This window comes from Paenarthrobacter nitroguajacolicus, assembly GCF_031455195.1.
Taxonomy (GTDB): Bacteria; Actinomycetota; Actinomycetes; order Actinomycetales; family Micrococcaceae; genus Arthrobacter; species Arthrobacter nitroguajacolicus_D.
Genome location: NZ_JAVDSH010000003.1, coordinates 370,554 through 396,008 on the forward strand (window position 1 = coordinate 370,554; position 25,455 = coordinate 396,008).

A 25,455-nucleotide genomic window follows, 5' to 3' on the forward strand; every position below is an offset into this window, starting at 1 on the left:
AGTGGACGCAGGGCTAGTGCAAGACCTGCTTTATGTCCAACGTTTGCACTAACGTTTACCGCTGGTTCATCAAAGCCATGCAGAATATCTGAAACCCGTATTGATGAACGACCCTACGAGGGGGACCCCTTTGAGCACGTTGCAAACCACCAGGCCGCAGGGCCAGGTCTGGCCGGAACTATCCCGTCACCAGAACGTTGTCCTTCAGGATGCCCGCGGTAATCGCATCGAGGGAACCATCGACGGCATGACCGATGACCGCAGCACGCTGTGGATCCAACTCAAAGGCGGACTGGGCCGGCAGCTCATCCACCACCCCGACGGTTACTGGCTGGAAACGCCTGCCGCCTGACCTGGCTCAGGCCGCGGTCCCTGTGGCTAGTATTCCCCTATGACTCAAGCGCGATACCGGGACCTCGTGGAGTGGCCCCTCATGGCCACGGCACTGATCTTTCTCACTGCCTACGCGTGGCAGGTGATTGGCAGGGTGGACGGCGCCGCTGCGGCGCCTTTCGAGATCGTTCTCTGGATCACCTGGGGTATCTTCGCCCTTGACTATTTCGTCAACCTCTGGCTCGCCGAAGACCGTGGGCGGTGGTTCCTGTGGAACCTGCACGAACTCCTGATCGTGGTGCTCCCCTTCTTCAGACCCCTTCGCCTGCTGCGCCTGGTCACGCTCCTGTCCGTTCTCCAACGCACCGTCGGCGAAACGCTGCGGGGCAGGGTGGCCACCTATGTTGCAGGAGCGGCCGCCATGCTCATCCTCATCGGCGCACTTGCCGTGCTGGATGTCGAGCAGAACGCCCCTGACGCGAAGATTGTGAACTTCGGCGACGCAGCCTGGTGGGCCGTCACCACCATCACCACCGTTGGATACGGAGACCTGTACCCCGTGACCCCCATCGGCAGGATCGTCGCTGCGGCCCTCATGATGAGCGGCATCGCGGTGCTCGGTATTGTGACGGCATCCATCGCTTCCTGGCTCGTTCAGCGGATCGAGGAGAACGCCGAGGGGGTCGCCGCCGCAGCGGGAGAAAAGGTGGCAGCGGCCGAAGAACCAGTCCGGGCTGAAATGGCGGACCTGGTGAGCGAAATCGCGGCCCTGCGGCTGGAGATAGCGGAGCTCCGGAAAATCTCCGAGAGTCGCTGAGCGGCTCAGACGCCCCACCCCGGGCCCGGCTCGCGCTGGCCGGGGACACCCACATTCACTGCGGACATCGCCCCGGACCAATGACACGGAAATTTGGGTGTCCTCCATCCATTGCCGCGGCCCGGACGAAAATGGCAGCTCACATCGTGAAATTCCACCAGGGCACAAAAAATCCCCGGAACCAGTGGTTCCGGGGATTTTCTTTGGGTGGCAGATGAGGGATTCGAACCCCCGTAGGCGTTGCCAGCTGATTTACAGTCAGCCCCCTTTGGCCGCTCGGGTAATCTGCCGAACTTCAAAAGAAGATCACTTCCGGAGACCGTTTCTTTTCGATCCGGTAACCGAAGGCAGAGACAACCTTACAGAACTTTCTGCGAAGAATCTAATCGGGGGGAGGCGCCCGGGATTGAGCGGTATTTCACGCCTCCCCAAGGATCCGGCCAGCCAGTTTCGCTTCGAACTTCTCGGCCTGCTCGGCGGTGATCTGGTTGAGCTGCACAGCCCGCAGCAGATCCGCGTGCACTCCGTCCATGCGGGCCGCAGCATCCGGCACCGGGCTCAGGACAATCGAGGCCGCCACGGCCGCCGCAGCGACGGCGCTTGCAGCTGCTACGGCTGCTGTGCCAATCGAACCGGCTGCTGCCGAAGCGGACTTGCTGATGGATTGGACGGCCTTGCTGCTCATGCTGATCCTCCGACGATACGTTCTTTCAACTGGTACAACTCTCGCCCGGCTACCTCGGTTCCCACCTTGCGTGTGCTGTGAGCGAACTGTGAAAGCCCTCCACCGTCCCAAGTGCCGGCTTCCGTACTAGGCTGGATGCCAGACCAATCCGCCCTCACAGGGCCCCCAACCTAAGGAGAGTCATGGCAGGCGAATCCACATTCGACGTCGTCAGCAAGGTAGACAAGCAAGAGGTCGCCAACGCGCTCAACCAGTCCCAGAAGGAAATCGCGCAGCGATACGACTTCAAGGGCGTTGGCGCGGAGATCGACTTCAGCGGCGAGAAAATCCTCATGAAGGCCAACTCCGAGGACCGCGTCCTTGCCGTCCTGGATGTCTTCCAGTCCAAGCTCATCAAGCGCGGCATCTCCCTGAAGTCCCTGGACCAAGGCGAGCCCTTCCCCTCCGGCAAGGAATTCCGCCTGGAATGCACCATCAAGGAAGGCATTGCCCAGGACATCGCCAAGAAGATCAACAAGATCATCCGCGATGAAGCCCCCAAGTCCGTCAAGTCCCAGATTCAGGGCGACGAGCTCCGCGTGACCTCCAAGTCCCGCGACGACCTCCAGGAAACCATGAACATCCTGAAGAAGTTCGAAGAGGCCGACCTTCAGTTCGTGAACTTCCGCAGTTAGCACGGATTTGGCCGCGTGATTACTGGGGGCTTGCCGCGGTAGTCCGCTCCAAGTCCGCAGAATCTCCGAGGACCGCAGCGATCAGCCTTGATCCTGCGGTCCTCGTTTTGTTTTCAGCAAAAGCCGGGATGCGGGGCCAATCAAAGGCACCACATCCCGGCTTTTTGCTGCCCATAACTCCACCGATCACCGTAATTCAGCCGCAAATTAGGACATGAATAGTTTGCGTAATCCTCGGAACACAGTATTCTTCTTCCTTAGGCGGGCCTAAGTATGGCTCCCCTTAGTGAAAGAAACCCACATGACCGCCAACTTCCTGATCGGCCTGCGCGAAGGCCTTGAGGCATCACTCGTTGTGGTCCTCCTGATGGCCTACCTCGTCAAGACCGACCGGCGGCACTTGATCCCCCGGCTCTGGGCCGGAGTGGGACTCGCCATCGCGGTTTCCCTTGCCTTCGGTGCAGTCCTCACCTTCGGTCCGCGCGGCCTCACGTTCGAAGCCCAGGAAGCCATCGGCGGTGGCCTGTCCATAGTGGCAGTGGGCCTGGTGACCTGGATGGTCTTTTGGATGGCACGCACAGCGCGCAGCCTGGGCAGCGAGCTTCGCTCCCACGTGGACAAAGCAGCCGACGGCGCCGCGTGGGGCCTGGTGCTCGTGGCCGCACTCGCTGTGGGACGGGAAGGGCTGGAGACAGCGCTCTTTATTTGGGCCGCAGCGCAAGCCACCGGAGAAACCACGTTCCCGCTGCTCGGCGCCCTGCTGGGCCTTCTGGCCGCGGCGGGGCTGGGCTACCTGCTCCACCGAGGCGTCCTCAAAGTAAACCTTGGCCGGTTCTTCACCTGGACCGGAGTGGGCCTGATCGTCATCGCAGGTGGCGTCCTGGCGTACGGAATCCATGATCTCCAGGAAGCCGGCATTCTCCCGGGCCTACATAACCTGGCCTTCGACGTCTCAGCTGCCATCCCGCCGTCGTCCTGGTATGGCACCTTGCTGAAAGGCACCCTCAACTTCTCCCCCGCCACCACCTGGCTCGAAGCCGCAGCCTGGCTTCTTTACGTTGTTCCCGTCTTGTTCCTATACATCCGGGCCAACCGCAAACCGGCAACCCAGGCAGTAGGAATGACCTCCGCCCCCGTCGTCACGGCCCACCCCTGATCCTGCGCCCTGACGCCACTCCCCCTTAACAAAGGAAACACCTATGTTTGGCACATTCCTGCCCGCATCCGCTAAGTACCGCAAGACCCTGGCAGTTATCGGGGCAGCGGCCGCCGTGCCTTTGGTACTGACGGGCTGCACGGACAACACCAAGCCTGCGAGCGCCAGCGACGGCCCCATCCAGGTCTCCAGTACCGCCAACGAGTGCAAGGTTTCCGCGGCCACAGCGCCCAGCGGCAACCTGACCTTTTCGGTGAAGAATGAGGGCACGGAAGTCACCGAGTTCTATCTGCTTGCCGAAGATGGCCTGCGGATCATCGGTGAAGTGGAGAACATTGGACCGGGCATCTCCCGGAACCTGGTGGTTACTGCTCCTGCAGGGAAGTACAACACGGCATGCAAGCCGGGCATGCAGGGTGACGGAATCCGGGCGTCCTTCGAGGTCACTGAGTCCGGCAACAAGCCCAGCGTCGATGCCGATCTGCAGAAGCTCGTGGACACGGGAACCCAGCAGTACGCGGCGTACGTCAAGGACCAAACCGAGCAACTGGTTACGGGCACCAAGGCTTTCGCAGACGCTTTCGCTGCCGGTGACGCCGCCAAGGCACGGGACCTGTACGCTGCCACCCGCATGCACTGGGAGCGCATTGAACCGGTTGCTGAATCGTTCGGCGATCTGGACCCCAAGTTGGATGCCCGCGAGGCGGACCTTGAGCCTGGCCAGGAATGGACAGGCTGGCACCGGGCGGAGAAAGACCTCTTCCCGCCGGCAGGCTACACGGCCATGACCGCCGCGGAACGCACTGCCATCTCTACTCAGCTCGTAGCCGACACTGAGGACCTCGCCAAGCGCACCCGCACCGTGGAACTCACCGCGGACAAGCTGGGCAACGGAGCCAAGGAGTTGCTGGACGAGGTGGCCACGGGCAAGGTCACTGGCGAGGAAGAAATCTGGTCGCACACTGACCTGTGGGACTTCCAGGCCAACGTTGACGGGGCCCGTATCGCCTTTGAGAGCCTGAAGCCGGCCCTTGAACAGAAGGATGCCGAGCTCGCCACGTCCCTGGCAGGCAAGTTCGACGCCCTCCAGGCTGAGCTCAAGAAGCACGCCAAGGGCGACGGCTTCGCTTACTACAACGAGCTGACCCCGGAGCAGGTCCAGCAGCTCGCAGCTTTGGTCGATTCGCTGGGTGAGCCCCTGTCCAAGCTCACTTCAGCCGTCGTGTTGTGAGCGGCTGCCCCTTTGGGCACACCAGCGATCCCGCCGACGCGGACCGCTCTGGTGAGCCAACCGCCGTCGAGCGTTCCGGTGAGCCGACCGCCGTCGTGACCTCCCAGGAAGCGGCCGACGGCGACAGTGCGGCTGCCGCTTCGACCGGCACGTCGCGCTTTTCCCGACGCGGTTTACTTTCGCTCGCCGGAGTCGGCGGCGCCGGTGCTGTGGCGGGCCTGGCGGCCGGGTTCCTTGGCCACGACGTGGTGACTGCGGCTTCGGCGTCGGCTGCTACGCCTGATCCCGGCGCTTCAGTTATTCCTTTTTTTGGCCAGCACCAGGCCGGCATCACGACGCCAGCACAGGACCGTTTGCACATGGCCGCCTTTGACGTCACCACAGAGGACCGCAAGGAACTCATCAGGCTGTTGAAGGATTGGACTGCCGCGGCTGAGGCCATGACCACGGGGGTCCCGACGGGTAAGACCGGTGCCGTCGATGGCCCCTACGACGCCCCACCGGAAGACACCGGCGAAGCGTTGGACCTGCCGGCGGCGAAATTGACCTTGACGTTCGGTTTCGGCGCTGGGCTGTTCGAAAAGGACGGCAAGGTCCGTTTTGGGCTCGATGGGCGCCGGCCGGATGCACTGATCGATCTCCCGCATTTCCCGGGTGACGACCTTCTACCCGGACGAACCGGTGGCGACCTTGTTGTCCAGGCCTGCGCCGACGACCCCCAGGTCGCTGTACACGCCATCCGGAACTTGGCGCGGATCGGCTTCGGCAAGGTCCGGGTCCGTTGGTCGCAGTTGGGCTTTGGCCGAACGTCATCCACGTCCCGGACGCAGGTGACGGCGCGGAACCTCTTTGGCTTCAAGGACGGCACCAACAACCTCAAGGTTGAGGACAACGCCCTGCTGGACGAGCACGTGTGGGTTTCCTCAACAGCCCGCCCGTCCGAGCAGTGGATGGCCGGCGGCAGTTACCTGGTAGCGCGCAGGATCCAAATGCACATCGAAACCTGGGACCGGACCTCGCTCCGGGAACAGGAAGGGCTGATCGGGCGGACCAAGGGTGCGGGCGCTCCCCTGTCCGGCGGCGATGAATTCACCGCTCCCGACTTTGCCTTGGCCGGCAGGGAGGGCGCTCCGCTCATCCCTCTCGACTCCCACATGCGGCTCGCCCACCCGGACCAGAACGACGGTGTGAGGATGCTGCGCCGCGGCTACAACTTCACCGACGGTTCGGACGGCCTGGGGCACCTGGACGCCGGGCTGTTCTTCATAGCTTTCGTCAAGGACCCCCGGACGCACTACGTCCCCATGCAACTGGCACTGGCCAAGGGTGACACCCTGTCCGTGGAGTATTTGAAGCACACCGGTTCCGGTCTCTTCGCGGTGCCTCCGGGTGTGGAAGCGGGCGGTTTCATCGGCGAGGGGCTTTTCGCTTAGCTCTTCCTTGCCTCAATAGCGTTGCCATCCCGCTGTTACGTTGTTGGCCAGCAACGAATCAGCGGGTTGGCGACGAATCAGCCGAGGCGCGGCAGCCGAGACCCCGCAGCCGAGCAGGCGCTGGCTAGGAGAGCGGCCGCCCGGCCATCTGCTCCAGCCTGCTGATCCGTTCCTTCATCGGAGGATGCGTGGAGAACATCCGCCGCATGCCACCACCCCGGAACGGGTTGGCGATCATCAGGTGCGAGGCATTGACCAGCTTCTGGTCCTGGGGCAGCGGTAGTTGACTCACGCCGGACTCGATCTTCCGCAGGGCCGAGGCGAGTGCCAGCGGGTCGCCGGTCAGCTGGGCTCCGTCCTCATCGGCGTCGTACTCGCGCGTCCGGGAGATAGCCATCTGGATCAATGAGGCCGCGAACGGTGCCAGCAGGGCCATGGCAATGGTGGCCAACGGGTTGGCGTTTCGCCGATCGCCGCCGCCGAAGATCAACAGCATCTGACCCACGGACGTAATGACACCGGCCACCGCCGCAGCGACGGACGAGGTGAGGATGTCGCGGTTGTACACGTGCATCAGTTCATGCCCCAACACGCCCCTAAGTTCACGGGCATCAAGCAAATGCAGGATTCCCTCGGTGCAGCAGACAGCGGCATTCTTGGGATTGCGGCCCGTGGCAAAAGCGTTGGGTGTCATGGTGGGCGAAAGGTAGATCCGCGGCATGGGCTTGTTGGCGCGCACGGACAGCTCACGAACAATCTGGTAAAGCTGCGGCGCCTGCGCTTCGGTGACCGGGTAGGCGGCCATGGAACGGATGGCGATCTTGTCGCTGTTCCAGTATCCGTAAGCTGTTGTGCCCACGCCGATCAAGGCCATGATCCAGATGGGCGTGGTGCTGCGCGTCCCGGCTGCGATGATGGCGCCCAACCCCAACAACACTGCCCACAGCACACCAAAGAGCGCTGCAGTCTTGAGTCCATTGTTGTGTTTATGCACGGTTGTCGCTTTCTTCCGCTCTTGCAGGGGTTCTGTACGGATTAACGCCGACGCCGGTCCTCGGGTTCCGTTACCAGCCTACGTCGGCGTTGCCACTGCCGGAGCTAAGGGACGGGGTGCTTGGCGTCGTAGGCGACGAAGCCGGGCTGGATGCGCGAGGCCAGCCACGCCAGGACAATGCACAGGAGCCCGCCGAGCAACAGCACACCGCCTTCGCTGAGGAACTGGGTGACCCCACCGGCCAGCATGTCGCCGACCCGCGGGCCGCCCGCAACCACCACGATGAACACGCCCTGAAGCCGTCCCCGGAGATGGTCGGGGGTTGCGGACTGAAGAATGGTGGTGCGGAAGACCGCACTGATGGAGTCGGAGATTCCTGCGAGCGCGCAACACAGGGCCGCTGGCAGCAACCAGGGCGTGACGCCTCCGCGGCCCGAATCCCCGGCAAGCAGCACCACCAGTCCGAATCCGGCAATTGAGGCTCCCCAACCAACCACTGACCACACCACGGCGCTTCCCTGTTTCCTAACCCGGCCAAGGGGCCCGGAGAAAAGCCCGGCCAGGAAAGCCCCCACGGCCGTGGACGCCAGCAAGACGCCCACTGTTGTTTCGCCTCCGCCGATCATGACGGCGCCAATGGCTGGCATGAGCGCCCTGGGTTGAGCACAGATCATGGCGATGAGGTCGATGATAAAGGTCATGCGGACGTTGGGCCGGGTTCCCAGGAAGCGGAAGCCTTCCACCACTGAACGCAGCCCCGGCCGCACCGCGTCTTTGGACGGCGGCAGCGGCGGAAGCCGAAAGAGTCCCCACAGGGCAAAGGTGAAGCTGATGACATCAATGGTGTAGGTCCAACCAAACCCGATGGTCGCCACGAGGACACCGGCCAGCAGTGGTCCGGCCGTCATGGACAAGCCAAAGGTCAGCATGCTCAGGGCGTTGGCTGCAGGGAGCAGGTCCTTCCTGACAAGGAGCGGGATGATGGCGCTGCGGGCCGGACCGTTGATGCCCTGTGCTCCGCTTTGGATCGCCACCAGGGCATAGAGGATCCAGATGTTGCCAATCTCCAACCAGGCCTGCAACGCCAGTCCCGCCGTGGTTGCCCAGAGGACCAGTGAAGCGATGATGGCCACTTTGCGGCGATCGTAGGCATCCGAGACAGAGCCTCCGTAGAGCCCTGCAATGACCAAGGGAACCAGTGCGAAGATTCCCAGGAGGCCCACGTAAAAACTTTCCTGGGTCAGCCTGTAAACCTCCAGGCTGACGGCCACCAACGTCAGTTGGGTACCAATGGCGGCCACCGAGGCTCCCAGCCAGAGTCGTCGGAAAGCGGGACTCTCCTTCAACGGAGTGATGTCTGCCAGTAATTTCGCCACCGTCCAACCCTAACCAGCATGACGGCTGCCTCCCGCACCCGCCATCCTGCTTGGTAGGCTCACCCCGGGGAGGGAGTTGACACGTCATGTCGCGACGATTGCTGTACCGTTCGGCCTTCTGGGAGATAGCCCGGCCGCGCCATCCCCTCACCGCCGGCCATGTGCTACTCAGGTTGTCCGACCCTTCCACAGAGTTCGCCCACCCCTCGGCGACCGACTGGCTGTTCTGCCACAACCTGATCCGCACAGCACTCCGCGATGTCCTGGGCGTTGCCCGTTGCCCCATCATGTTTACCTACCGTTGGCACCCGCTCGGTGCTGCGATCGGCGAACCCGTCGCCGAGTCCTCCACACCCACCTTCCACCTCTTCGGGCGTGGACCGGGTGAAACCTCGACGCCGGGACACCAACTGTTGTTGCCGGCGCACCGGCGCATTGGGGAACCCCTGGAACGTTTGGAAGCGACCGATGATGCGATCAGGGAGGTGCTGGTGCGCGCCCGACCGCCAGCCGCGGCGACATTCCCGGAGGGGGCGAGTACCGCCGTCGAGCCCGTCCTGCAACCGGGCGGGCTGGTTGAATCGACGGACTCCGGACGCAACCATGCAGTGATCCAACCGATCAGGGCCGTGGAATCGATCGGCGACGTCTCTCCAGCGGAACTCTTGGCCATGGGCGCTGCGCTGGGCGCGCTGCCCGTGGCTGGAGGACTCAGTGGATTCAGCTGCATAGCGCTGGAATCGACGGGAAACGGGGTCCCGGTACGGGTCCATGTGCTGGGACGATCGGCCGCCGAGGAGGGGAATCCCTTGGAGGCTTTGCTTTGTTCACCCGAAGTTAGCCTTGCCTTATTGTGAACTCCTCATAATAAGTGTTTTACTGAATGCATGACCGATCACACAGCCGAGCAAGCAGAATGGGCAGCAGCCCTGCATGCCCACGGCAGGCGTGTGACCAAGCAGCGTCTGGCAGTGCTCGCCGCCGTCCAGCACCATCCGCACTCCCCTGCGGAGGGAATCCTGGCCGCCGCCCGCGCAGAGCTACCGGAATTGACGGCGCAGTCGGTTTACGTGGTGCTCAGCGACCTCACGGATTTGCAGATGCTGCGACGATTCGAACCACCGCATTCCCCGGCGCTCTACGAAACCCGGGTGGGTGACAACCACCATCACGCCGTCTGTATCAGCTGCGGCAAGGTGGAAGACGTGGATTGCGCAGTGGGACACGCTCCGTGCCTCACACCGCACTGGGATGAGAACTCCAAGCCCATGACCATCCAGATCGCAGACGTCCTGTACCAGGGCATCTGCCAGGACTGCCAGTCCAAACAACAGCTTCCCGTTGAAACTTCCGTTACTCACACATAGGAAAAAGGAGAACAATGACTGCTATTTCAACAACCCAGTCAGGTGCGCCCGTTACGTCCGACGCGCACTCGAAGTCCGTCGGCGCCGACGGTGCCATCATCCTGACCGACCACTACCTGGTGGAAAAGCTCGCACAGTTCAACCGCGAGCGGGTCCCGGAGCGTGTTGTGCATGCCAAGGGTGGCGGCGCTTTCGGTACGTTCAAGACCACTTCGGATGTCTCCGCTTACACCAAGGCAGCATTCCTGCAGCCGGGTGCCGAGACCGACATGCTGATCCGTTTCTCCTCCGTCGCAGGCGAAAACGGCTCCCCCGACACGTGGCGCGACCCCCGCGGTTTCGCCGTGAAGTTCTACACCTCCGAGGGCAACTACGACCTCGTGGGCAACAACACCCCCGTCTTCTTCATCCGCGACGGCATCAAGTTCCCGGACTTCATCCACTCCCAGAAGCGCCTCCCGGGCAGCCACCTGCGCGACGCCGACATGCAGTGGGACTTCTGGACGCTGTCCCCCGAGTCCGCGCACCAGGTCACCTGGCTCATGGGCGACCGCGGCCTCCCGGCTTCCTGGCGTGAAATGCAGGGCTACGGCTCGCACACGTACCAGTGGATTAACGCTGCGGGCGAGCGTTTCTGGGTCAAGTACCACTTCAAGTCCAACCAGGGCGTCAAGACCATCACCGGCGACCAGGCTGAAGAACTTGCCGGTTCGGACGCGGACTTCTACATCCGCGACCTCAAGGAAAACATCGACGCCGGCAACTTCCCCTCCTGGGAACTGCACGTCCAGGTCATGCCGTACGAAGACGCCAAGACCTACCGGTTCAACCCGTTCGACCTCACCAAGGTGTGGCCGCACTCTGACTACCCGCTGATCCACGTGGGCACCATGGAGCTGAACAAGAACCCGGAGAACTACTTCGCGCAGATCGAACAGGCCACCTTCGCGCCGTCGAACTTCGTGCCGGGCATCGCCGCGTCCCCGGACAAGATGCTGCAGGCCCGCATCTTCTCCTACGCCGATGCACACCGTTACCGCGTGGGCACCAACCACGCACAGATCCCCGTGAACCAGCCGAAGAACGCTGTGAACAACTACAGCCAGGACGGACAGGGACGCTACCTGTTCAACTCCCCCTCCACCCCGGTGTACGCACCGAACTCGGTAGGCGGCCCGGCTGCTGTTGAGCCCACTTCACCGGCCGGCGGCTGGGAGAACGACGGCGAGCTCACCCTCTCCGCCCACACCCTGCACGCTGAGGACGACGACTTCGGCCAGGCCGGTACCCTGTACCGCGAGGTCTACGACGACGCCGCCAAGGCCCGCCTCCTGGACACCATCACCGGTGCCGTTGGCGGCGTGAAGAACGCCGACATCAAGGAACGCGCTATCCAGTACTGGACCAACGTTGACTCCGAGCTCGGCGCCAAGCTGCGCGCCAACCTCGGTGCAGGCCAGACCGAGTCCGACGCCGAAGCAGCCAACAAGCTCTAAGCGTCATTGCCTCACTGCATTTCCAGGAACACCCCGCTGCGGATCTCCGCAGCGGGGTGTTCTTTTTGTTTTTCCACATAGCCCGCTTTGGGCTCTGGCTGGGCCGGTGCTGCCATCCCTAGGATCCTTCTATGAGCACATTCGAAGGCATCCCTACTGCCGCATTCCGTTTCTACGCAGAGCTTGAAGACAACAACAACCGGGAGTGGTGGCTGGAGCACAAAACAACGTACGACGCCGAGGTGAAGGAACCGCTGACAGCCCTGCTTTCGGAGCTGGAGCCGCAGTTCGGCCCGGCCAAGATCTTCCGGCCCAACAGGGACGTCCGGTTCTCCCAGGACAAGTCACCGTACAAAACGGCGCAGGGTGCCTTTGCCGCTACCCAGGAAGGCGTGGGGTACTACGTCCAGATCAGCGCCGACGGACTGTTGATTGGCGGTGGATACCACTCCCATACCCCGGCCCAGTTGGCCCGTTTCCGTGCGGCAGTTGATGCTCCCGCAAGCGGTGAAGAGCTTCAGAGCATTATTGATGATGTGGCGGCTTCAGGCTTTGCCATCGAAGGCGAAAAGCTGAAGACAGTACCCCGCGGCTTCGACAAGGACCACCCGCGGGCCGAGCTCCTCAAGCACAAGTCCCTGTCCGCCGGTGTTGAGGTGGGCGAGCCTGCCTGGTTGTCCACGCCTGCAGCGAAGGACCGGATCGCTGCCCGTTGGGAGGTGTTGAGGCCGCTGGTTGAATGGGTGGGTGAGCATGCCGCGCCGTAGGGTGGCGGGCAAGCAAAAAGCGCCCGGAAACCGCTGGCTTCCGGACGCTTTTGTGGCTGATTCGTCATAGCTGTCTGACAGGCAGCCTCTGCGACGGCCGGTCGAGGTCTGTCAGACCTTGGTGTAGGTGTCTTCGTCCTCGTCGCCCTTGGACTGGTTGCTTCCGGCGGCACCGTTGACCGCAGACTTAGCAGAGGCGAACTTCTCGTTGAGCCTTGAGTGGCGCTGGCCGTAGGAGAAGTAGATGACCATGCCGATGACCAGCCAGATCGCGAAGAAGATCCAGGTTTCCACAGCCAGGTTGGTCATCAGGTAAAGGCAGAGGATTGCGGAGACCCACGGCAGTACCTTGCCGAACGGGACACGGAAAGCGGGTTTGAGGTCCGGACGCTTCTTGCGCAGCACCAGGATGCCCAGGCTCACCATCACAAACGCAGAGAGCGTTCCGATGTTGATCATTTCCTCGAGCAGGTCCACCTTGGTTACGCCCGCCACAATGGCCACCGCTGCGCCGCAGATGATCTGCAGGCGGGCCGGTGTGGAGCGCTTTTCGCTGGTCTTGGACAGTGAGCGCGGCAGAAGTCCGTCGCGGCTCATGGCAAGGACCACACGGGACAGGCCCATGAGCAGCACCATGATCACGGTGGTCAGGCCAACCAGGGAGCCGAACGCGATGACCTTGGCAGCATCCGTGTTTCCCACGGCCTCGAAGGCCGTGGTCAAAGTGGGGTTCTTCACCTCGGCCAATTGCGTGTATGACACCATGCCGGTCAACGCCAGGGAGACCAGAATGTAGAGCAAGGTAACTACGGCCAGGCCACCGAAGATGCCGCGCGGCAGGGTCTTCTGCGGGTTCTTGACCTCTTCGGCGGAGGTTGCCACCACGTCGAAGCCGATGAAGGCAAAGAACACCAGGGCTGCGCCGGCGAAGACGCCCAGCGTTCCGTACTGGGCCGGAGCGGCGCCGGTCAGGAAGCCGAAGAAGGACTGCTTCATGACATCGGCAGCGCCCGAATCAGTGGGCTGCGAGGCCGGGACGAAAGGCGTGTAGTTGGAGAACTTCACATAGCTGAAGCCCACAACGATCACGAAGAGCACCACTGCGATCTTGATCAGCGTGAAGACGTTGCCGACGCGTGCGGACAACTTTGTCCCCAGTACCAGCAGCACGGTGAAGATCGCGACAATCAGGAAGGCGCCCCAGTAAAGGTCAACTCCGCCAACGCTGACTGACGGCGGCATGTCCACGCCCATCAAGCCAAAGACAGTGCTGAGGTAAATACCCCAGTACTTCGCGATAACCGCAGCGGCCGTAAACAACTCGAGGATAAGGTTCCACCCGATGATCCACGCGAGGACCTCGCCCATGGTGGCGTAGGTGAACACATACGCTGAACCTGCCACGGGGATGGCCGTAGCGAATTCTGCGTAGCACATGATGGCCAGCGCACAAGTCACGGCGGCGATGGCAAAGGAGATGGTGACGGCCGGTCCTGCAAAGTTTGCGGCGGCCTTGGCACCAACGGAGAAGATGCCGGCACCGACGGCAACGGCGACGCCCATGATCATGAGGTCCCAGGTGCTGAGGCTGCGTTTCAGCTTGCGCCCGGGTTCGTCGGCATCAGCGATCGACTGCTCGATCGACTTGGTCCTGAAAATGTTCATAAAAATGCCACATTCTGGATGGGAGTGGTATAGGACTCATCAAGGATAGTGTCCGGCCAATGGACGACCATATTTATCCCAGATAGTGAGACGAGCCCGGAAATCCCGTGACTGCTGTGGCTGGTGTGACGGAGGCAGGTAGCCACCGTCACACCAATCAAATGCTGGGCACGTCCCAATCCATGAGCGTTGAGCGGATAAGGAACCGCTTCCCTTCGGGAGACTCGACGGAGAACCCACTGCCTCGCCCCGGAACCACATCCACTGTGAGATGGGTGTGGGACCAGTAGGCGAACTGTTCCTTGGACATCCAGAACTCCAACGATTGCGCTTGCCCATCGGACCCAATGTCGAACCTGCCCAGGAGCACATCGGAGTCGCCGGTCAGGAACTCTCCCGCCGGATAGCACATGGGTGCGGAGCCGTCGCAACAGCCACCGGACTGATGGAACATGAGCGGGCCGTGCTGGTCCCAGAGTTTCCGCAGGAGTTCAACGGACACCGCGGTGAGCCCTACCCGGGAGAAATTCTCCCCGGGGAGGGTCACCGCGGCTTCCAAGCTGATGTCGTTCATCAGAACTTCAGCACCACGCGACCGTCGATCTTGGCGTGCTTCATCTCGTCAAAGACCGCATTGACCTCGGAGAGTTCCCGCGTGGAGACCGTTGGCTTGATCTTCCCCTGAGCGTAAAATTCCAGCGCCTCTTCAAGATCCTGCCGCGTTCCCACGATTGAGCCGCGGACGGTGAGGCCTTTGAGGACGATCTCGAAAATGGGCGCCGGGAAGTCTCCCGGAGGCAGCCCGTTGAAGACGATGGTTCCACCGCGCCGTGCCATGCCAATCGCCTGTCCAAAGGCCGAGGGGTGCACAGCCGTCACCAAGACACCGTGGCACCCACCTGTTTCACGCTGGATGACCTCGGCCGGATCCTCGTGGAGGGCGTTGACTGTCAGCTCTGCCCCATGTTCGCGGGCAAGCGCCAACTTGTCGTCGGCGATGTCCACGGCAGCGACCCTAAGACCCATGGCCACCGCATACTGAACCGCAATGTGGCCCAGGCCGCCGATGCCGGAGATGGTGACCCACTGCCCCGGCCTCGCCTCGGTCATCTTCAAACCCTTGTAGACCGTGACGCCCGCGCACAGCACGGGCGCAACCTCCACCGGATCCGAACCGTCTGGAATCCGCGCAGCAAAACGGGTATCCACCAGCATGTACTCACCGAACGAGCCGTCCACACTGTAGCCGCCGTTCTGCTGCGACTCGCACAGGGTTTCCCAGCCGGTCCGGCAGTACTGGCAGTCTCCGCAGGCAGACCAGAGCCAGGCGTTGCCTACCATCTGTCCAATGGCTACATCCGTGACGCCCTCGCCCAGGGCTACTACTTCCCCCACACCTTCATGGCCTGGGATAAACGGTGGCGTCGGCTTGACCGGCCAGTCGCCTTCGGCGGCGTGCAGGTCGGTGTGACATACCCCCGAGGTAATGACGCGGACCAGTGCCTGCCCGGGACCCGGCGTCGGCCTTTCCACTTCCTTGATCTCGAGGTCGGTACCGAACTTGGTGACGACTGCAGCTTGCATGGTGGTCATTGACGATCTCCTTTGATCGGTAGACAAGACGGTTTAGAAGAAGCCGAGCTTGTTCTCGTTGTAGCTGACCAGGAGGTTCTTGGTCTGCTGGTAGTGGTCCAGCATCATGGCGTGGTTCTCACGGCCAATACCTGAGGACTTGTAGCCGCCGAACGCAGCCCCTGCCGGGTAGGCGTGGTAGTTGTTGACCCACACGCGGCCGGCCTGGATTTCCCGGCCTGCGCGGTAGGCGACATTTCCATTGCGCGACCAGACGCCGGCGCCCAAGCCATAGAGCGTGTCGTTGGCGATGCCGATGGCGTCGTTGTAGTCGCTGAACTTGGTCACTGACACCACTGGGCCGAAAATCTCCTCCTGGAAGATGCGCATGCGGTTGTGGCCTTCGAAAATGGTGGGCTGGACGTAGTAGCCCCCGGCGAAGTCACCGTCCAGTTCGGCTCGGGCGCCGCCGGTGAGGATCTTGGCGCCTTCCTGCTTTCCGATGTCGATGTAGGACAGGATCTTCTCCAGCTGGTCGTTGGAGGCCTGGGCACCAACCTGGGTATCCGTATCCAACGGATTGCCCTGGATGATCTTGTTGGTCCGGGCCGTGACGTCGGCCATGAAGGAGTCGTAGATACCTTCCTGGACCAGGGCCCGGGACGGGCAGGTGCAGACCTCTCCCTGGTTGAACGCGAAGAGCGTGAAGCCCTCCTGCGCCTTGTCGTAGAAGGCGTCGTTCTGGTCGGCGACGTCGTCGAAGAAGATGTTGGGGCTCTTGCCGCCAAGTTCCAAGGTGACGGGGATGAGGTTGTTCGACGCGTACTGGCTGATGAGTCTGCCTGTGGTGGTCTCACCCGTGAAGGCGATCTTGCGGATACGTGAACTCGAAGCGAGCGGCTTGCCGGCCTCGACGCCGAAGCCATTGACCACGTTCACCACACCAGCCGGCAGAAGATCTCCGATGAGTTCCATCAAAACCAGGATTGACGTCGGCGTCTGCTCGGCGGGCTTGAGCACCACGGCGTTTCCGGCCGCGAGCGCCGGGGCCAGCTTCCAAACAGCCATGAGGATGGGGAAGTTCCACGGGATGATCTGCCCAACCACGCCCAGCGGTTCCTTGAAGTGGTATGCCGTGGTGTCCTCATCCAGCTGGGAGAGGTGGCCTTCCTGTGCTCGCACGGCAGAGGCGAAGTAGCGGAAGTGGTCAGCGGCCAAGGGGATGTCCGCGTTCAGTGTTTCGCGGACGGGCTTGCCATTGTCCCAGGTCTCCGCAACCGCAAGGAGCTCCACATTCTCGTCAATGCGGTCGGCGATCTTGTTCAGGATCGCTGCGCGCTCAGTGGCTGAGGTCTTGCCCCAGGACGGTGCAACCTTGTGGGCGGCGTCGAGCGCAAGCTCGATGTCCTCGGAGGTTCCGCGGGCAACTTCGCAGAAGGCCTTGCCCGTGACCGGGGTGATGTTCTCGAAGTAGCCGCCCTTGACGGGGGCAACCCACTCGCCGCCGATCCAGTTCTCGTAGCGGTCCTTGAAGGTGACCTTCGAACCCTCTGCACCCGGCTGTGCGTAAACAGTCATTGCTAGCTCCTTTGCTGCGAATCACGGTGGCTGTCGCCATTGATCCGAGCCTAGGAGCGGGGAGGTTGCAGCTACGTTGCAATCCTGTGACTCAACTCACCCTGCCATGTCCGTTTCGATCCGCTCAACGTCGGCCACGACGGCGGCCCGCTTGGGTGAGCGCGGTGGCAGCAGCTTCAAGACGGCAAGGCGGAGGTCGACGTCGTACTTCGCCTCAGGCAGCTCCGCGTACTTGAGGAGCGAATCGACGCTGCCGTCGCTGAGCAGCGCTTCGCGCAGCAGATGCGATACCCGCTCACGCAACTGCACGACGCCGGGCGCCTCCGAGCGTGGCAGAACCGCACCTTTGTAGATCTCCAGGGCAATCCGGTGGGCGCCGCGTTGGAGGCAGCTGAGGACCTGTCCGGAGTCGGGCAGCAATTCCACGGGCAAGCGGTAGGGACGGGATTCGGGAACAGCATCGGGGCTGAGCCCGTGGAGGACCTTGCGCAGCCGCACCATCTCGGCGCGCAGCGTCACGGCAGAACCGTCTCCTGGGTACAACTGGGCGCACAGATCGTCGGCGCTCAGGCCGGAAGGGTGGTTGCCGAGGACGGCCAGGATTTCACTGTGCCGTGCTGACAGGGAGACGGTTCGGCCATCAATGCTCAGCAACGCCTGATCGCGACCCAACAATTGCAAGCTGTTCCGGTACAGCGCACCAGTGGTTTGGGTCGACGTTGAAGGCGCGCTCCGACGTCGTGGTTTGTCTCGAATGGCTGCGGCGAGTTGGAGCCGCTCGATGCGCAACTGTGCCTGGGCCGCAGCAACGGTTGCCTCCACCAGGGACAGGGTGTGCGGCGCCACTGCTGTTTCCGTGCCGGTAATGTCCACGACGCCCAGCACGGCACCGGAATCAGGGTCATGGAACGGCACGGCTGTACAGCTCCACGGGTGAACGGACCGTTTGAAATGTTCGGCACCGGAGATCTGGATGCTGCGGTCCAGGGCCAAGGCAGTTCCGGGGGCGCTGGTCCCAACGGAGGCTTCGGACCAGTCAGCGCCGGCCACGAACATCATGCCCTCGGCGCGGCGCTGCATCACAGGGTCGCCGTCAACCCACAGAAGCCGCCCGACATCGTCGCCTACCGCCACCAACAAGCCACTGTCATGGCTGGGTTGGACCAGGAGCTTCTTGATCACCGGCATGATCGCAGCCAACGGATGCTGCCTGCGATACTCCTCGAGTTCGTCCCTGTCCATCGCAAGGGGCGCCTCCGCGACGTCCGGATTGGCTTGCAGGGTCGCAGAACGCTGCCAGGACTCACGGACCAGGCGACGCAGGCCAACGATGCCTTCATCGTCCAGGAGGCCGCTGTGATTCAGGCGCTCATGGCCCGCCAGCGCACGCCTCTGCACCAATTCCGCGGCGTCGCCTGGAATCGGCGGATGGATTGGATTCCTCATCGAACTCCCCTGGGTACCGTGCATGTGGTGGGCGGCACAGTACCCAGCAGTCTAGTTCGGGAGCCGGAGTTTTTGTACAGCCAACGCCTTTGGAGCGGCCAGGTGCACAAAAACTCCGAGGTCAGCCGCGCGAAATCCGGACCATGTCCTCGCGCGGGACCACTTTGATGCGCTCGCGGACCACACCGTCGCCCGAACCATCACCGGCAGCCGCGGCTGCGGCTTCGCTCCATGACGCGCCCAACGCGGCCTCATGGGCATCCAGCCGGTTCCAGCCCTCCCACGTGGTGTATTCGATCCCGCGCTCTTCAAGGAGGTCGATGATGGCCTGCGGGTCGGGGTTTTCCGCCGGGGGCAGCGTGAGCCGGTCTTCAAGGAGGAAGCCGATGGTCTCCAGGGCATCGCCCTTGGTGTGGCCGATCAGGCCCACGGGGCCACGCTTGATCCAGCCCGTGGCATAGATTCCCGGGACGTGGTTGCCGTCCGCGTCCAGGACGCGACCGCCGTCGTTCGGGATGACACCGCGGCGGGCGTCGTACTCAAGTTCCTCCAACGGCGAGCCGTGGTAGCCGATGGCGCGGTAGACGGACTGGACCGGGTACTCGATGAACTCGCCCGTGCCCTTGACGTTGCCGGTGCCATCGAGCTCCATGCGCTCAAACTTGATTCCGGACACCTTGCCTGGAGTCTCAGGTGAGTCCAGGATTTCCACAGGGCTGTGCAGGAAGTGCAGGTGAAGGCGTCGCGAGGAAGGTTGCTCGGACTCGGCATGCTCCTCCACCAGCCAGTTGGTCATGGTGTTGACCATGGTCTTGATCTGGTTGTTGGTGCGGATGGCTTCATCAGAGGCGTCGTCGAATTCGAAGTCTTCCGGGTAAAGCACAATGTCAACGTCCTTGCAGTGTGAAAGCTCCCGCAGTTCCAACGGGGTGAACTTCACTTGTGCAGGACCGCGGCGCCCGAACACGTGGACGTCGGTGACGGGCGACTTCTTAAGCCCGGCGTACACGTTGTCCGGAATCTCGGTGACCAAAAGCTCTTCCGGGTGCTTGACCAGCATGCGGGCAACGTCCAGGGCCACGTTGCCGTTACCGATGACCGCGATCTCCTTGGCATCCAAGGGCCATTCGCGGGGAACATCAGGATGGCCGTCGTACCAGGACACGAAGTCGGCGCCTCCGAAGGAACCGTCCAAGTGGACTCCGGGGATGTTCAGGTCCGCGTCCTTGATGGCGCCGGTGGAGAAAATCACGGCGTCGTAGAAAGCACGGAAATCATGGAGGGTCAGATCCCGGCCGTAGGTCACGTTGCCCAGAAAGCGAATGTCGCCACGGTCCAAAACCTTGTGCAAAGCATTGACGATGCCCTTGATCCGGGGGTGGTCGGGGGCAACTCCATAGCGGATCAGTCCGTACGGCGCGGGGTACGCCTCGAAGAGATCGATGCTGACCTCAATGTCGCCGTCCTTGACCTCGTTGGACTTGGTCAGGATGTCCGCGGCGTAGACTCCGGCTGGGCCAGCCCCCACAATTGCAACGCGTAACGGACGATTGGTTGCGGCTGAGTTTGACACCGTAAGCCCTTCCGAAGCAGTGAGCCGCGCCGTTGGTGGGCGCGCAGGGTTCAATTCTAAATGTCGACCCTACGCCCGGCGGCTTATATGGCAGGAGTCACAGAAATTCATATAGATTGCGGAATATTGCGTCCATCAGCGGTGTTGCCGACATTGTGTCGACTCCGGATCAGATCATCTCAAGTTCCTCAGCAACTACGTCAACGACGCCGGGTGGCAAAAGCGGCGGCACCGGTAAAGCGGTGAGGAGCGAGTCGACGGCGGGCATCCTGTTTGGCATTGGCGCCTACGGGCTGTGGGGGCTGCTCCCGCTCTACTTCTTCATCCTGATGCCGGCCAGTGCCGTGGAAATCGTCGCCAACCGGGTTGTCTGGTCCTTGATCTTCTGCGCACTGCTGATCACTATCACCCGGGCCTGGCGGGTCTTCGGTGCCGCAGTCAAGGACCGGTCCGTCTTTGGTCCCTTGGCCTTGGCGGCCGCATTGATCGCCATCAACTGGCTCACCTACACGTTCGGCGTGACCACCGGGCATGCCGTTGAAACGTCGTTGGGGTACTTCATCAATCCGCTGGTATCGGTGCTGCTGGGCGTTTTCGTCCTGAAGGAAAAACTGCGTCCCCTCCAGTGGGCGGCGGTAGGTATTGGCTTCGTCGCGGTGGGCGTCCTGACATTCTCCTACGGACAGCTTCCCTGGATCGCCCTGATCCTTGCCTTCAGTTTCGGCTTGTACGGCTTCGTGAAAAAGCGTGTGGGACCCAAGGTTGATGCGCTCACGAGTTTGTCCGTTGAAACGGTGGTGTTGGCGCCCTTCGCCGCGATCACCATGGTTGTCCTTGGCGTATCGGGCGCCGCAACACTGACCACCCACGGGTCCGGGCATTTCTGGTTGCTGGTGGCGTCGGGGGTCATCACGGCTGTGCCCCTGCTTTTCTTCGGCGCCTCGGCCCGACGGCTGCCCATGACCACCATAGGTCTGCTTCAGTACTTCGCGCCGATCCTCCAGTTCATTGTGGCCCTGACAGTCTTCAACGAGACCATGACCATGGCCCGCTGGATCGGCTTCTGCGTGGTCTGGCTCGCCCTGGTGCTGCTGACCATAGACATGCTGCGGACGACACGGAAAAACTCCGCGCTCAAGAAGAAAGCCCGACTCGAGGCGTCCCACATGTAGGGTCCGTGCGGTTCTGGGCATGGTGAGCAGTTTTGTTCATTTCTGTTGAGGGGCCGGGGAGCCGGACATAAAGTTGCGGAAACTTTCACCGCAATGTCCACCCCACCGCACCCCCGCAGTCTGAACGGAGCAGTTTTGAACTTCAATGGACCCACAGTGAGCCGCAGGACCCTTTTCCGGGCAGGAGGTGCGGCGGCCCTTGCAGGGGTGCTGCTTTCCCAAGCTGGCACCTCGTTTGCCGCCACCGACGCCGGGCTGCAGGAACTCATTGATCGACGGCGGCTGGTCCTCACAGGTGGCCAGAGCGCCGCGGGAATCCCGGAACTGGCGTCGCAGCTTGCAGGCATGGGCCAGACCACCGAAAAATGGTGGTCGTCCATGGACAAGGCGTCCGCCCGGACAACCTTGTGGGCCGACATTCCACTGACTGGCATCGGTCAGTCCACGGCTGCAACCGGAAATATGGGCCTGCACTTCAACCGTCTCTACGACATGGCCCTCGGATACGCGGTGGCGGGCAATCCCTACGCTGGAAATACGGCACTGGCTGCTGACATTGTTGGCGGCCTGCAACTCTTGAACGATACGGCCTACAAGCCGTCCATCAAGGCAGCGGGCAACTGGTGGTTCTGGGAGATCGGCGTCCCGCGCAAGACCGTTGACATCCTGACGCTCCTTCATGCTGAAGTTCCCGAAGCCCTGCGGACGTCCTTGTTGACTGCTGTCCGCTGGTTCGCACCCAATCCAAACTGGCGCGGCCGTGCTACGTCCCTGGCAGAGACCGGCGCCAACCGCGTGGACAAGTCGCTGGCCTGCTGCATGCGGGGGATCCTGGATAACAAACCGGACGAGATTGCCGTCGGCCGGGATGCCCTGAGCGATACCGTCCGCGGCGGCACCAATAGTGTCTTCACCTACGTCACCAACGGCGACGGCTTCTACGCCGATGGCTCCTATGTTCAGCACTCTTACCTACCCTACGCAGGAACCTACGGCGTGGTTGCCTTGGCTGGAATCGCGGAGATCATTGCGATGCTGGGTGGAAGCACGTGGTCGGTGAACGATCCCAAGCGTTCGGTACTCCTTGACGCTGTGGAGGACACGTATGCGCCGTTCGTGTGGGACGGACGCATCATGGACACCGTCCGTGGCCGTGCGGTCTCCCGGCAACGTGAACCCGACTACGTGAGCGGTTTTGGCCTGATCTCGGCGGTCCTGCTGCTGGCGCCGGGCTGCGAGGAGCCGTACCGTTCACGGTTCCTGGCTCTGGCCAAGGGCTGGCTGGAACGCTGCGCGGACCAGAAGCTCGTCGGCCACCCAACCCAGAGCCTGGCAAAGTCGTTGCTTTCCCTTGGCGTGCTTTCCGATTCAGCGGTGGTCAGTGCCCCAGCCCCCGTCTACAGCCGTATGTTTGCTGATCAGGACCGGTTGGTCCACCACCGACCGCAGTGGGGCTTCACAGTGAACCTTTCCTCCAAGCGGATAGGGCGCTACGAGTGGGGCAACAGTGAAAACAACCTCGGCTGGTACCAGGGCGATGGCATGACGTTCCTCTATACCCGGGAAGACCCTTCACAGTTCAGCGCAGACTTCTGGCCCACTGTTGACCCCTATGCCCTTCCCGGGACCACCGTTAGCGACCAAGTTCGTGCCAGCGGCGCCGGCAGTGCGGGAACCGGAATCCCCCGCGCTTTCCAGGCATTCGCTGGTGGCCTCACGGTGGACGGCCGGTGGGGCATCATCGGCATGGACCACCTGAACCACAACAAGACTCTCTCCGGCCGGAAGTCCTGGTTTTTCCTGGACGACGCCGTGGTGTGCCTCGGTGCGGGCATTACCGGGGCGGGCGGGGCTGCGGTGCAGACCACCATCGAGAACAGGTCCTTTGCCCCGGGTTCCGTCCCGGCTATCCGGACGGATTCCCGGAACCGCACCTTCGCCCCCGGAGATGCTCCCGTAGCTTTGAAGCGATCCGTGCATCTTGAGGGTCACGGTGGGTACGTCTTCCTTGATGCGCCGGGGCTTACCGGAACACCCGACGTTGCTGTGGTCCGCCGGTCAGGGACGTGGTTCAACATAAATTCAGGCGCGGACACCGGCGGCAGCGCGGATCCTGTCACCAGGGACTATGTGACCATCACGCATCGCCATGGCGTTGACCCTGCGGGATCGGGCTACGCCTACATGATCCTGCCTGCCGCCGATCATTCCACCACGTTCTCCCAGTCCGCTAATCCCGACGTAAAGGTCCTTGCCAACTCGGCGGATGTCCAGATGGTTGAGTCCGGCAAAGACGGACTGGTCATGGCCAACTTCTTCGATGCAGGCTCCGGCGGTAGATATACGGCGTCCGGACCATGCAGCGTTGCCGTGCGCCAGGTCGGTGACAAGCTCACCGTGTCCGTGGCAGACCCGTCACGGTCCCAGGCTTCGGTGCGGGTGACGCTTCCCGGTTCGTGGAACACCGTGGTCCAGGCGGATGCTGGCGCTGCGCTCATCACTGGCAACACCATCGAGGTCCAGCTCAACGGACACGGCCACCAGAAGAACCTGCTGCTGGCCACCTAGGCAAGCGCCGCCGTCGTACGTGCCGGGAAGGCGCCCGCGCCGAGATCGTGGGAACATTGCCAAACCGCCGGAACTGGACAGCGAAATCGACATGTTCCCACGAGCTCGCGGAAACATGGCAACGCAAAAGAGGCGGGCCGGGGAAGTAAAACCCCGGCCCGCCTCTTGCGGTGGAAAACAGCCCTTACGCGTGGGCCTTGATGGCTGCGGCGAGGACCTCGAGGCCGTCGATGAGCAGCTCGTCGCTGATGACCAGCGGCGGGAGCAGGCGGATCACGTTGCCGTAGGTGCCACAGGTCAGGATGATGACGCCTTCCTGGAGGCAAGCGGCAGCTACAGCCTTGGTGAGCTCGGCGTTCGGTTCCTTGGAGCCGGCCTGAACGAGTTCGATGGCCAGCATGGCGCCACGGCCACGGACGTCGCCAACCACGGAAACTTCAGCTGCCAGTTCGCGGAGCTTGCCCAAGGCGAGCTCTTCGATGTGGCGGGCGCGGCCGTTGAGGTCGTGCTGCTCCATGGTGTCGATGGCTGCCAGTGCTGCTGCACAAGCAACCGGGTTGCCACCGTAGGTGCCGCCGAGGCCGCCCGGGTGGACGGCGTCGAGCAGGTCGGCGCGGCCGGTGATGGCCGAGAGCGGAAGGCCGCCGGCGATGCCCTTGGCCATGGTGATGATGTCCGGGACAACACCTTCGTGATCAACGGCGAACCATTCGCCCGTGCGGCAGAAGCCGGACTGGACCTCGTCGGCGATGAAAACGATGCCCTTTTCCTTGGCCCAAGCCGACAGTGCCGGCAGGAAGCCTTCGGCCGGAACGATGAAGCCACCCTCACCCTGGATGGGTTCGATGATGATCGCGGCAACCTGGTCGCCACCGATCTGCTTCTCGATCATGGTGATGGCACGCTTGGCGGCCTCGGCACCCGTGATTTCCGGGTTCTCTTCACGGAACGGGTAGCTCATGGGCATGCGGTAGACCTCGGGCGCGAACGGGCCGAAGTTGGTCTTGTACGGCATGGCCTTGGCGGTGAGGGCCATGGTCAGGTTGGTGCGGCCGTGGTAAGCGTGGTCGAAAGCAACCACGGCGTCGCGACCTGTAGCCAGGCGGGCAACCTTGACGGCGTTCTCCACGGCTTCAGCGCCGGAGTTGAACAGCACGGTGCGCTTGGCGTGATCGCCCGGGGTGAGGCGGTTGAGCTGCTCGGCGACTGCAACGTAGCCCTCGTACGGGGTGACCATGAAACAGGTGTGCGTGAAGTGCGCAGCAGCTTCCTGGACAGCGGCGACGACGGCGGGGTCGGACGCACCGACGCTGGTCACGGCGATGCCGGAGCCGAGGTCGATGAAGGAGTTGCCGTCGACGTCGCGGATGATGCCGCCGTCGGCGTCTTCAACGTACACGGGGACGCCGGAGGCGACGCCGGCAGCAACGACGGCGGAGCGGCGCTCTGCCAGTGCCTGCGACTTGGGGCCGGGGAAGGCGCCGTTGATGTTGCGCTTCTGCTCGATGCGGTACGAGAGTTCGTTCGCGGTGGTGGTCATGGGGTGGTTGCC

22 protein-coding genes and 1 tRNA gene are annotated in these 25,455 nt (G+C 62.7%); 12 read left to right on the top strand and 11 right to left on the bottom strand.

Annotation, left to right across the window (positions count from 1 at the left end; all coding sequences use genetic code 11):
• The first annotated feature begins 130 nt into the window (after window positions 1-130).
• Entirely contained in the window at window positions 131-352 is a 222-nt protein-coding gene (locus tag J2Y68_RS09145; protein ID WP_309992409.1) for a hypothetical protein, read from the top strand.
• Between the two features lie 39 nt (window positions 353-391).
• Window positions 392-1,150 (top strand): potassium channel family protein, encoded by a 759-nt coding sequence (locus J2Y68_RS09150; protein WP_309992411.1) that lies wholly within the window; start codon window positions 392-394, stop codon window positions 1,148-1,150.
• Window positions 1,151-1,358: 208 nt separating this feature from the next.
• Here the strand turns inward: J2Y68_RS09150 and J2Y68_RS09155 are convergent.
• A tRNA-Tyr gene (locus J2Y68_RS09155) sits at window positions 1,359-1,440 on the bottom strand.
• Window positions 1,441-1,568: 128 nt separating this feature from the next.
• Window positions 1,569-1,835 (bottom strand): hypothetical protein, encoded by a 267-nt coding sequence (locus J2Y68_RS09160; protein ID WP_309992414.1) that lies wholly within the window; start codon window positions 1,833-1,835, stop codon window positions 1,569-1,571.
• Window positions 1,836-2,017: 182 nt separating this feature from the next.
• Between J2Y68_RS09160 and J2Y68_RS09165 the strand changes: the two genes are divergently transcribed.
• The 4 genes from J2Y68_RS09165 (at window position 2,018) to efeB (ending at window position 6,329) form a co-directional block, all read left to right on the top strand.
• Window positions 2,018-2,509, top strand: coding sequence for a YajQ family cyclic di-GMP-binding protein (locus J2Y68_RS09165; protein ID WP_017200185.1), 492 nt, complete (start codon window positions 2,018-2,020; stop codon window positions 2,507-2,509).
• 301 nt (window positions 2,510-2,810) lie between these two features.
• Complete coding sequence (gene efeU / locus J2Y68_RS09170) at window positions 2,811-3,665, top strand: iron uptake transporter permease EfeU (protein ID WP_309992417.1); 855 nt, start codon at window positions 2,811-2,813, stop codon at window positions 3,663-3,665.
• 43 nt (window positions 3,666-3,708) lie between these two features.
• Window positions 3,709-4,896, top strand: a complete 1,188-nt coding sequence (efeO, locus tag J2Y68_RS09175; protein ID WP_309992420.1) for an iron uptake system protein EfeO — start codon at window positions 3,709-3,711, stop codon at window positions 4,894-4,896.
• Between the two features lie 95 nt (window positions 4,897-4,991).
• Entirely contained in the window at window positions 4,992-6,329 is a 1,338-nt protein-coding gene (gene efeB / locus J2Y68_RS09180; RefSeq protein ID WP_309992626.1) for an iron uptake transporter deferrochelatase/peroxidase subunit, read from the top strand.
• 124 nt (window positions 6,330-6,453) lie between these two features.
• On the opposite strand, the gene htpX is transcribed toward efeB, so the two are convergent.
• Together htpX and J2Y68_RS09190 are read right to left on the bottom strand one after the other, a co-directional pair.
• The gene (gene htpX, locus J2Y68_RS09185; RefSeq protein WP_309992422.1) at window positions 6,454-7,323 is read right to left on the bottom strand and encodes a zinc metalloprotease HtpX; all 870 of its coding nucleotides are present in this window, start codon (window positions 7,321-7,323) and stop codon (window positions 6,454-6,456) included.
• A gap of 104 nt (window positions 7,324-7,427) precedes the next feature.
• Window positions 7,428-8,699 carry an MFS transporter gene (locus J2Y68_RS09190; RefSeq protein ID WP_309992425.1) on the bottom strand — a complete coding sequence of 424 codons (1,272 nt, stop codon included), beginning with the start codon at window positions 8,697-8,699 and terminating at the stop codon, window positions 7,428-7,430.
• Between the two features lie 86 nt (window positions 8,700-8,785).
• On the opposite strand from J2Y68_RS09190, the gene J2Y68_RS09195 reads away from it, so the two are divergent.
• The 4 genes from J2Y68_RS09195 (at window position 8,786) to J2Y68_RS09210 (ending at window position 12,329) form a co-directional block, all read left to right on the top strand.
• Window positions 8,786-9,556, top strand: coding sequence for a hypothetical protein (locus J2Y68_RS09195; RefSeq protein WP_309992428.1), 771 nt, complete (start codon window positions 8,786-8,788; stop codon window positions 9,554-9,556).
• A gap of 30 nt (window positions 9,557-9,586) precedes the next feature.
• The gene (locus J2Y68_RS09200) at window positions 9,587-10,066 is read left to right on the top strand and encodes a Fur family transcriptional regulator (RefSeq protein WP_211712032.1); all 480 of its coding nucleotides are present in this window, start codon (window positions 9,587-9,589) and stop codon (window positions 10,064-10,066) included.
• A 14-nt stretch (window positions 10,067-10,080) separates the two neighbouring features.
• Entirely contained in the window at window positions 10,081-11,562 is a 1,482-nt protein-coding gene (locus tag J2Y68_RS09205; RefSeq protein WP_211712031.1) for a catalase, read from the top strand.
• A 131-nt stretch (window positions 11,563-11,693) separates the two neighbouring features.
• A complete protein-coding gene (locus J2Y68_RS09210) occupies window positions 11,694-12,329 on the top strand; it encodes a DUF2461 domain-containing protein (RefSeq protein WP_309992432.1) in 636 nt (211 codons plus the stop codon).
• Window positions 12,330-12,440: 111 nt separating this feature from the next.
• Here the strand turns inward: J2Y68_RS09210 and J2Y68_RS09215 are convergent, their stop codons facing one another.
• The 6 genes from J2Y68_RS09215 to J2Y68_RS09240 form a co-directional block, all read right to left on the bottom strand.
• Window positions 12,441-13,994 (bottom strand): amino acid permease, encoded by a 1,554-nt coding sequence (locus J2Y68_RS09215; RefSeq protein ID WP_309992435.1) that lies wholly within the window; start codon window positions 13,992-13,994, stop codon window positions 12,441-12,443.
• Between the two features lie 157 nt (window positions 13,995-14,151).
• Window positions 14,152-14,568, bottom strand: coding sequence for a DUF779 domain-containing protein (locus tag J2Y68_RS09220; RefSeq protein ID WP_309992438.1), 417 nt, complete (start codon window positions 14,566-14,568; stop codon window positions 14,152-14,154).
• Window positions 14,568-15,578 carry an alcohol dehydrogenase AdhP gene (gene adhP / locus J2Y68_RS09225; RefSeq protein ID WP_309992628.1) on the bottom strand — a complete coding sequence of 337 codons (1,011 nt, stop codon included), beginning with the start codon at window positions 15,576-15,578 and terminating at the stop codon, window positions 14,568-14,570. The genes J2Y68_RS09220 and adhP overlap by 1 nt, the downstream gene beginning before the upstream one ends.
• A 42-nt stretch (window positions 15,579-15,620) precedes the next feature.
• Entirely contained in the window at window positions 15,621-17,144 is a 1,524-nt protein-coding gene (exaC, locus tag J2Y68_RS09230) for an acetaldehyde dehydrogenase ExaC (protein WP_309992440.1), read from the bottom strand.
• Between the two features lie 96 nt (window positions 17,145-17,240).
• Window positions 17,241-18,590, bottom strand: coding sequence for a GAF domain-containing protein (locus J2Y68_RS09235; protein ID WP_309992442.1), 1,350 nt, complete (start codon window positions 18,588-18,590; stop codon window positions 17,241-17,243).
• 121 nt (window positions 18,591-18,711) lie between these two features.
• A complete protein-coding gene (locus J2Y68_RS09240; RefSeq protein WP_309992445.1) occupies window positions 18,712-20,163 on the bottom strand; it encodes an FAD-dependent oxidoreductase in 1,452 nt (483 codons plus the stop codon).
• Between the two features lie 116 nt (window positions 20,164-20,279).
• On the opposite strand from J2Y68_RS09240, the gene rarD reads away from it, so the two are divergent.
• Together rarD and J2Y68_RS09250 are read left to right on the top strand one after the other, a co-directional pair.
• The gene (gene rarD / locus J2Y68_RS09245) at window positions 20,280-21,335 is read left to right on the top strand and encodes an EamA family transporter RarD (RefSeq protein WP_309992448.1); all 1,056 of its coding nucleotides are present in this window, start codon (window positions 20,280-20,282) and stop codon (window positions 21,333-21,335) included.
• Between the two features lie 156 nt (window positions 21,336-21,491).
• Window positions 21,492-23,903: a polysaccharide lyase 8 family protein gene (locus J2Y68_RS09250; RefSeq protein ID WP_309992450.1), complete on the top strand. Its 2,412-nt coding sequence runs from the start codon at window positions 21,492-21,494 to the stop codon at window positions 23,901-23,903.
• Window positions 23,904-24,087: 184 nt separating this feature from the next.
• On the opposite strand, the gene gabT is transcribed toward J2Y68_RS09250, so the two are convergent.
• On the bottom strand, window positions 24,088-25,443 hold the full coding sequence (gene gabT, locus J2Y68_RS09255; RefSeq protein ID WP_309992453.1) for a 4-aminobutyrate--2-oxoglutarate transaminase: 1,356 nt from the start codon (window positions 25,441-25,443) through the stop codon (window positions 24,088-24,090).
• Window positions 25,444-25,455: the final 12 nt, after the last annotated feature.

Excerpts from the sequence above, each read along its gene's own strand:
- J2Y68_RS09150 (WP_309992411.1), top strand. The coding sequence starts at position 392 with ATGACTCAAGCGCGATACCGGGACCTCGTGGAGTGGCCCCTCATGGCC.
- J2Y68_RS09160 (WP_309992414.1), bottom strand. The coding sequence starts at position 1,835 with ATGAGCAGCAAGGCCGTCCAATCCATCAGCAAGTCCGCTTCGGCAGCA.
- J2Y68_RS09165 (WP_017200185.1), top strand. The coding sequence starts at position 2,018 with ATGGCAGGCGAATCCACATTCGACGTCGTCAGCAAGGTAGACAAGCAA.
- efeU (WP_309992417.1), top strand. The coding sequence starts at position 2,811 with ATGACCGCCAACTTCCTGATCGGCCTGCGCGAAGGCCTTGAGGCATCA.
- efeO (WP_309992420.1), top strand. The coding sequence starts at position 3,709 with ATGTTTGGCACATTCCTGCCCGCATCCGCTAAGTACCGCAAGACCCTG.
- J2Y68_RS09195 (WP_309992428.1), top strand. The coding sequence starts at position 8,786 with ATGTCGCGACGATTGCTGTACCGTTCGGCCTTCTGGGAGATAGCCCGG.
- J2Y68_RS09200 (WP_211712032.1), top strand. The coding sequence starts at position 9,587 with ATGACCGATCACACAGCCGAGCAAGCAGAATGGGCAGCAGCCCTGCAT.
- J2Y68_RS09205 (WP_211712031.1), top strand. The coding sequence starts at position 10,081 with ATGACTGCTATTTCAACAACCCAGTCAGGTGCGCCCGTTACGTCCGAC.
- J2Y68_RS09210 (WP_309992432.1), top strand. The coding sequence starts at position 11,694 with ATGAGCACATTCGAAGGCATCCCTACTGCCGCATTCCGTTTCTACGCA.
- J2Y68_RS09215 (WP_309992435.1), bottom strand. The coding sequence starts at position 13,994 with ATGAACATTTTCAGGACCAAGTCGATCGAGCAGTCGATCGCTGATGCC.
- J2Y68_RS09220 (WP_309992438.1), bottom strand. The coding sequence starts at position 14,568 with ATGAACGACATCAGCTTGGAAGCCGCGGTGACCCTCCCCGGGGAGAAT.
- adhP (WP_309992628.1), bottom strand. The coding sequence starts at position 15,578 with ATGCAAGCTGCAGTCGTCACCAAGTTCGGTACCGACCTCGAGATCAAG.
- exaC (WP_309992440.1), bottom strand. The coding sequence starts at position 17,144 with ATGACTGTTTACGCACAGCCGGGTGCAGAGGGTTCGAAGGTCACCTTC.
- J2Y68_RS09235 (WP_309992442.1), bottom strand. The coding sequence starts at position 18,590 with ATGAGGAATCCAATCCATCCGCCGATTCCAGGCGACGCCGCGGAATTG.
- gabT (WP_309992453.1), bottom strand. The coding sequence starts at position 25,443 with ATGACCACCACCGCGAACGAACTCTCGTACCGCATCGAGCAGAAGCGC.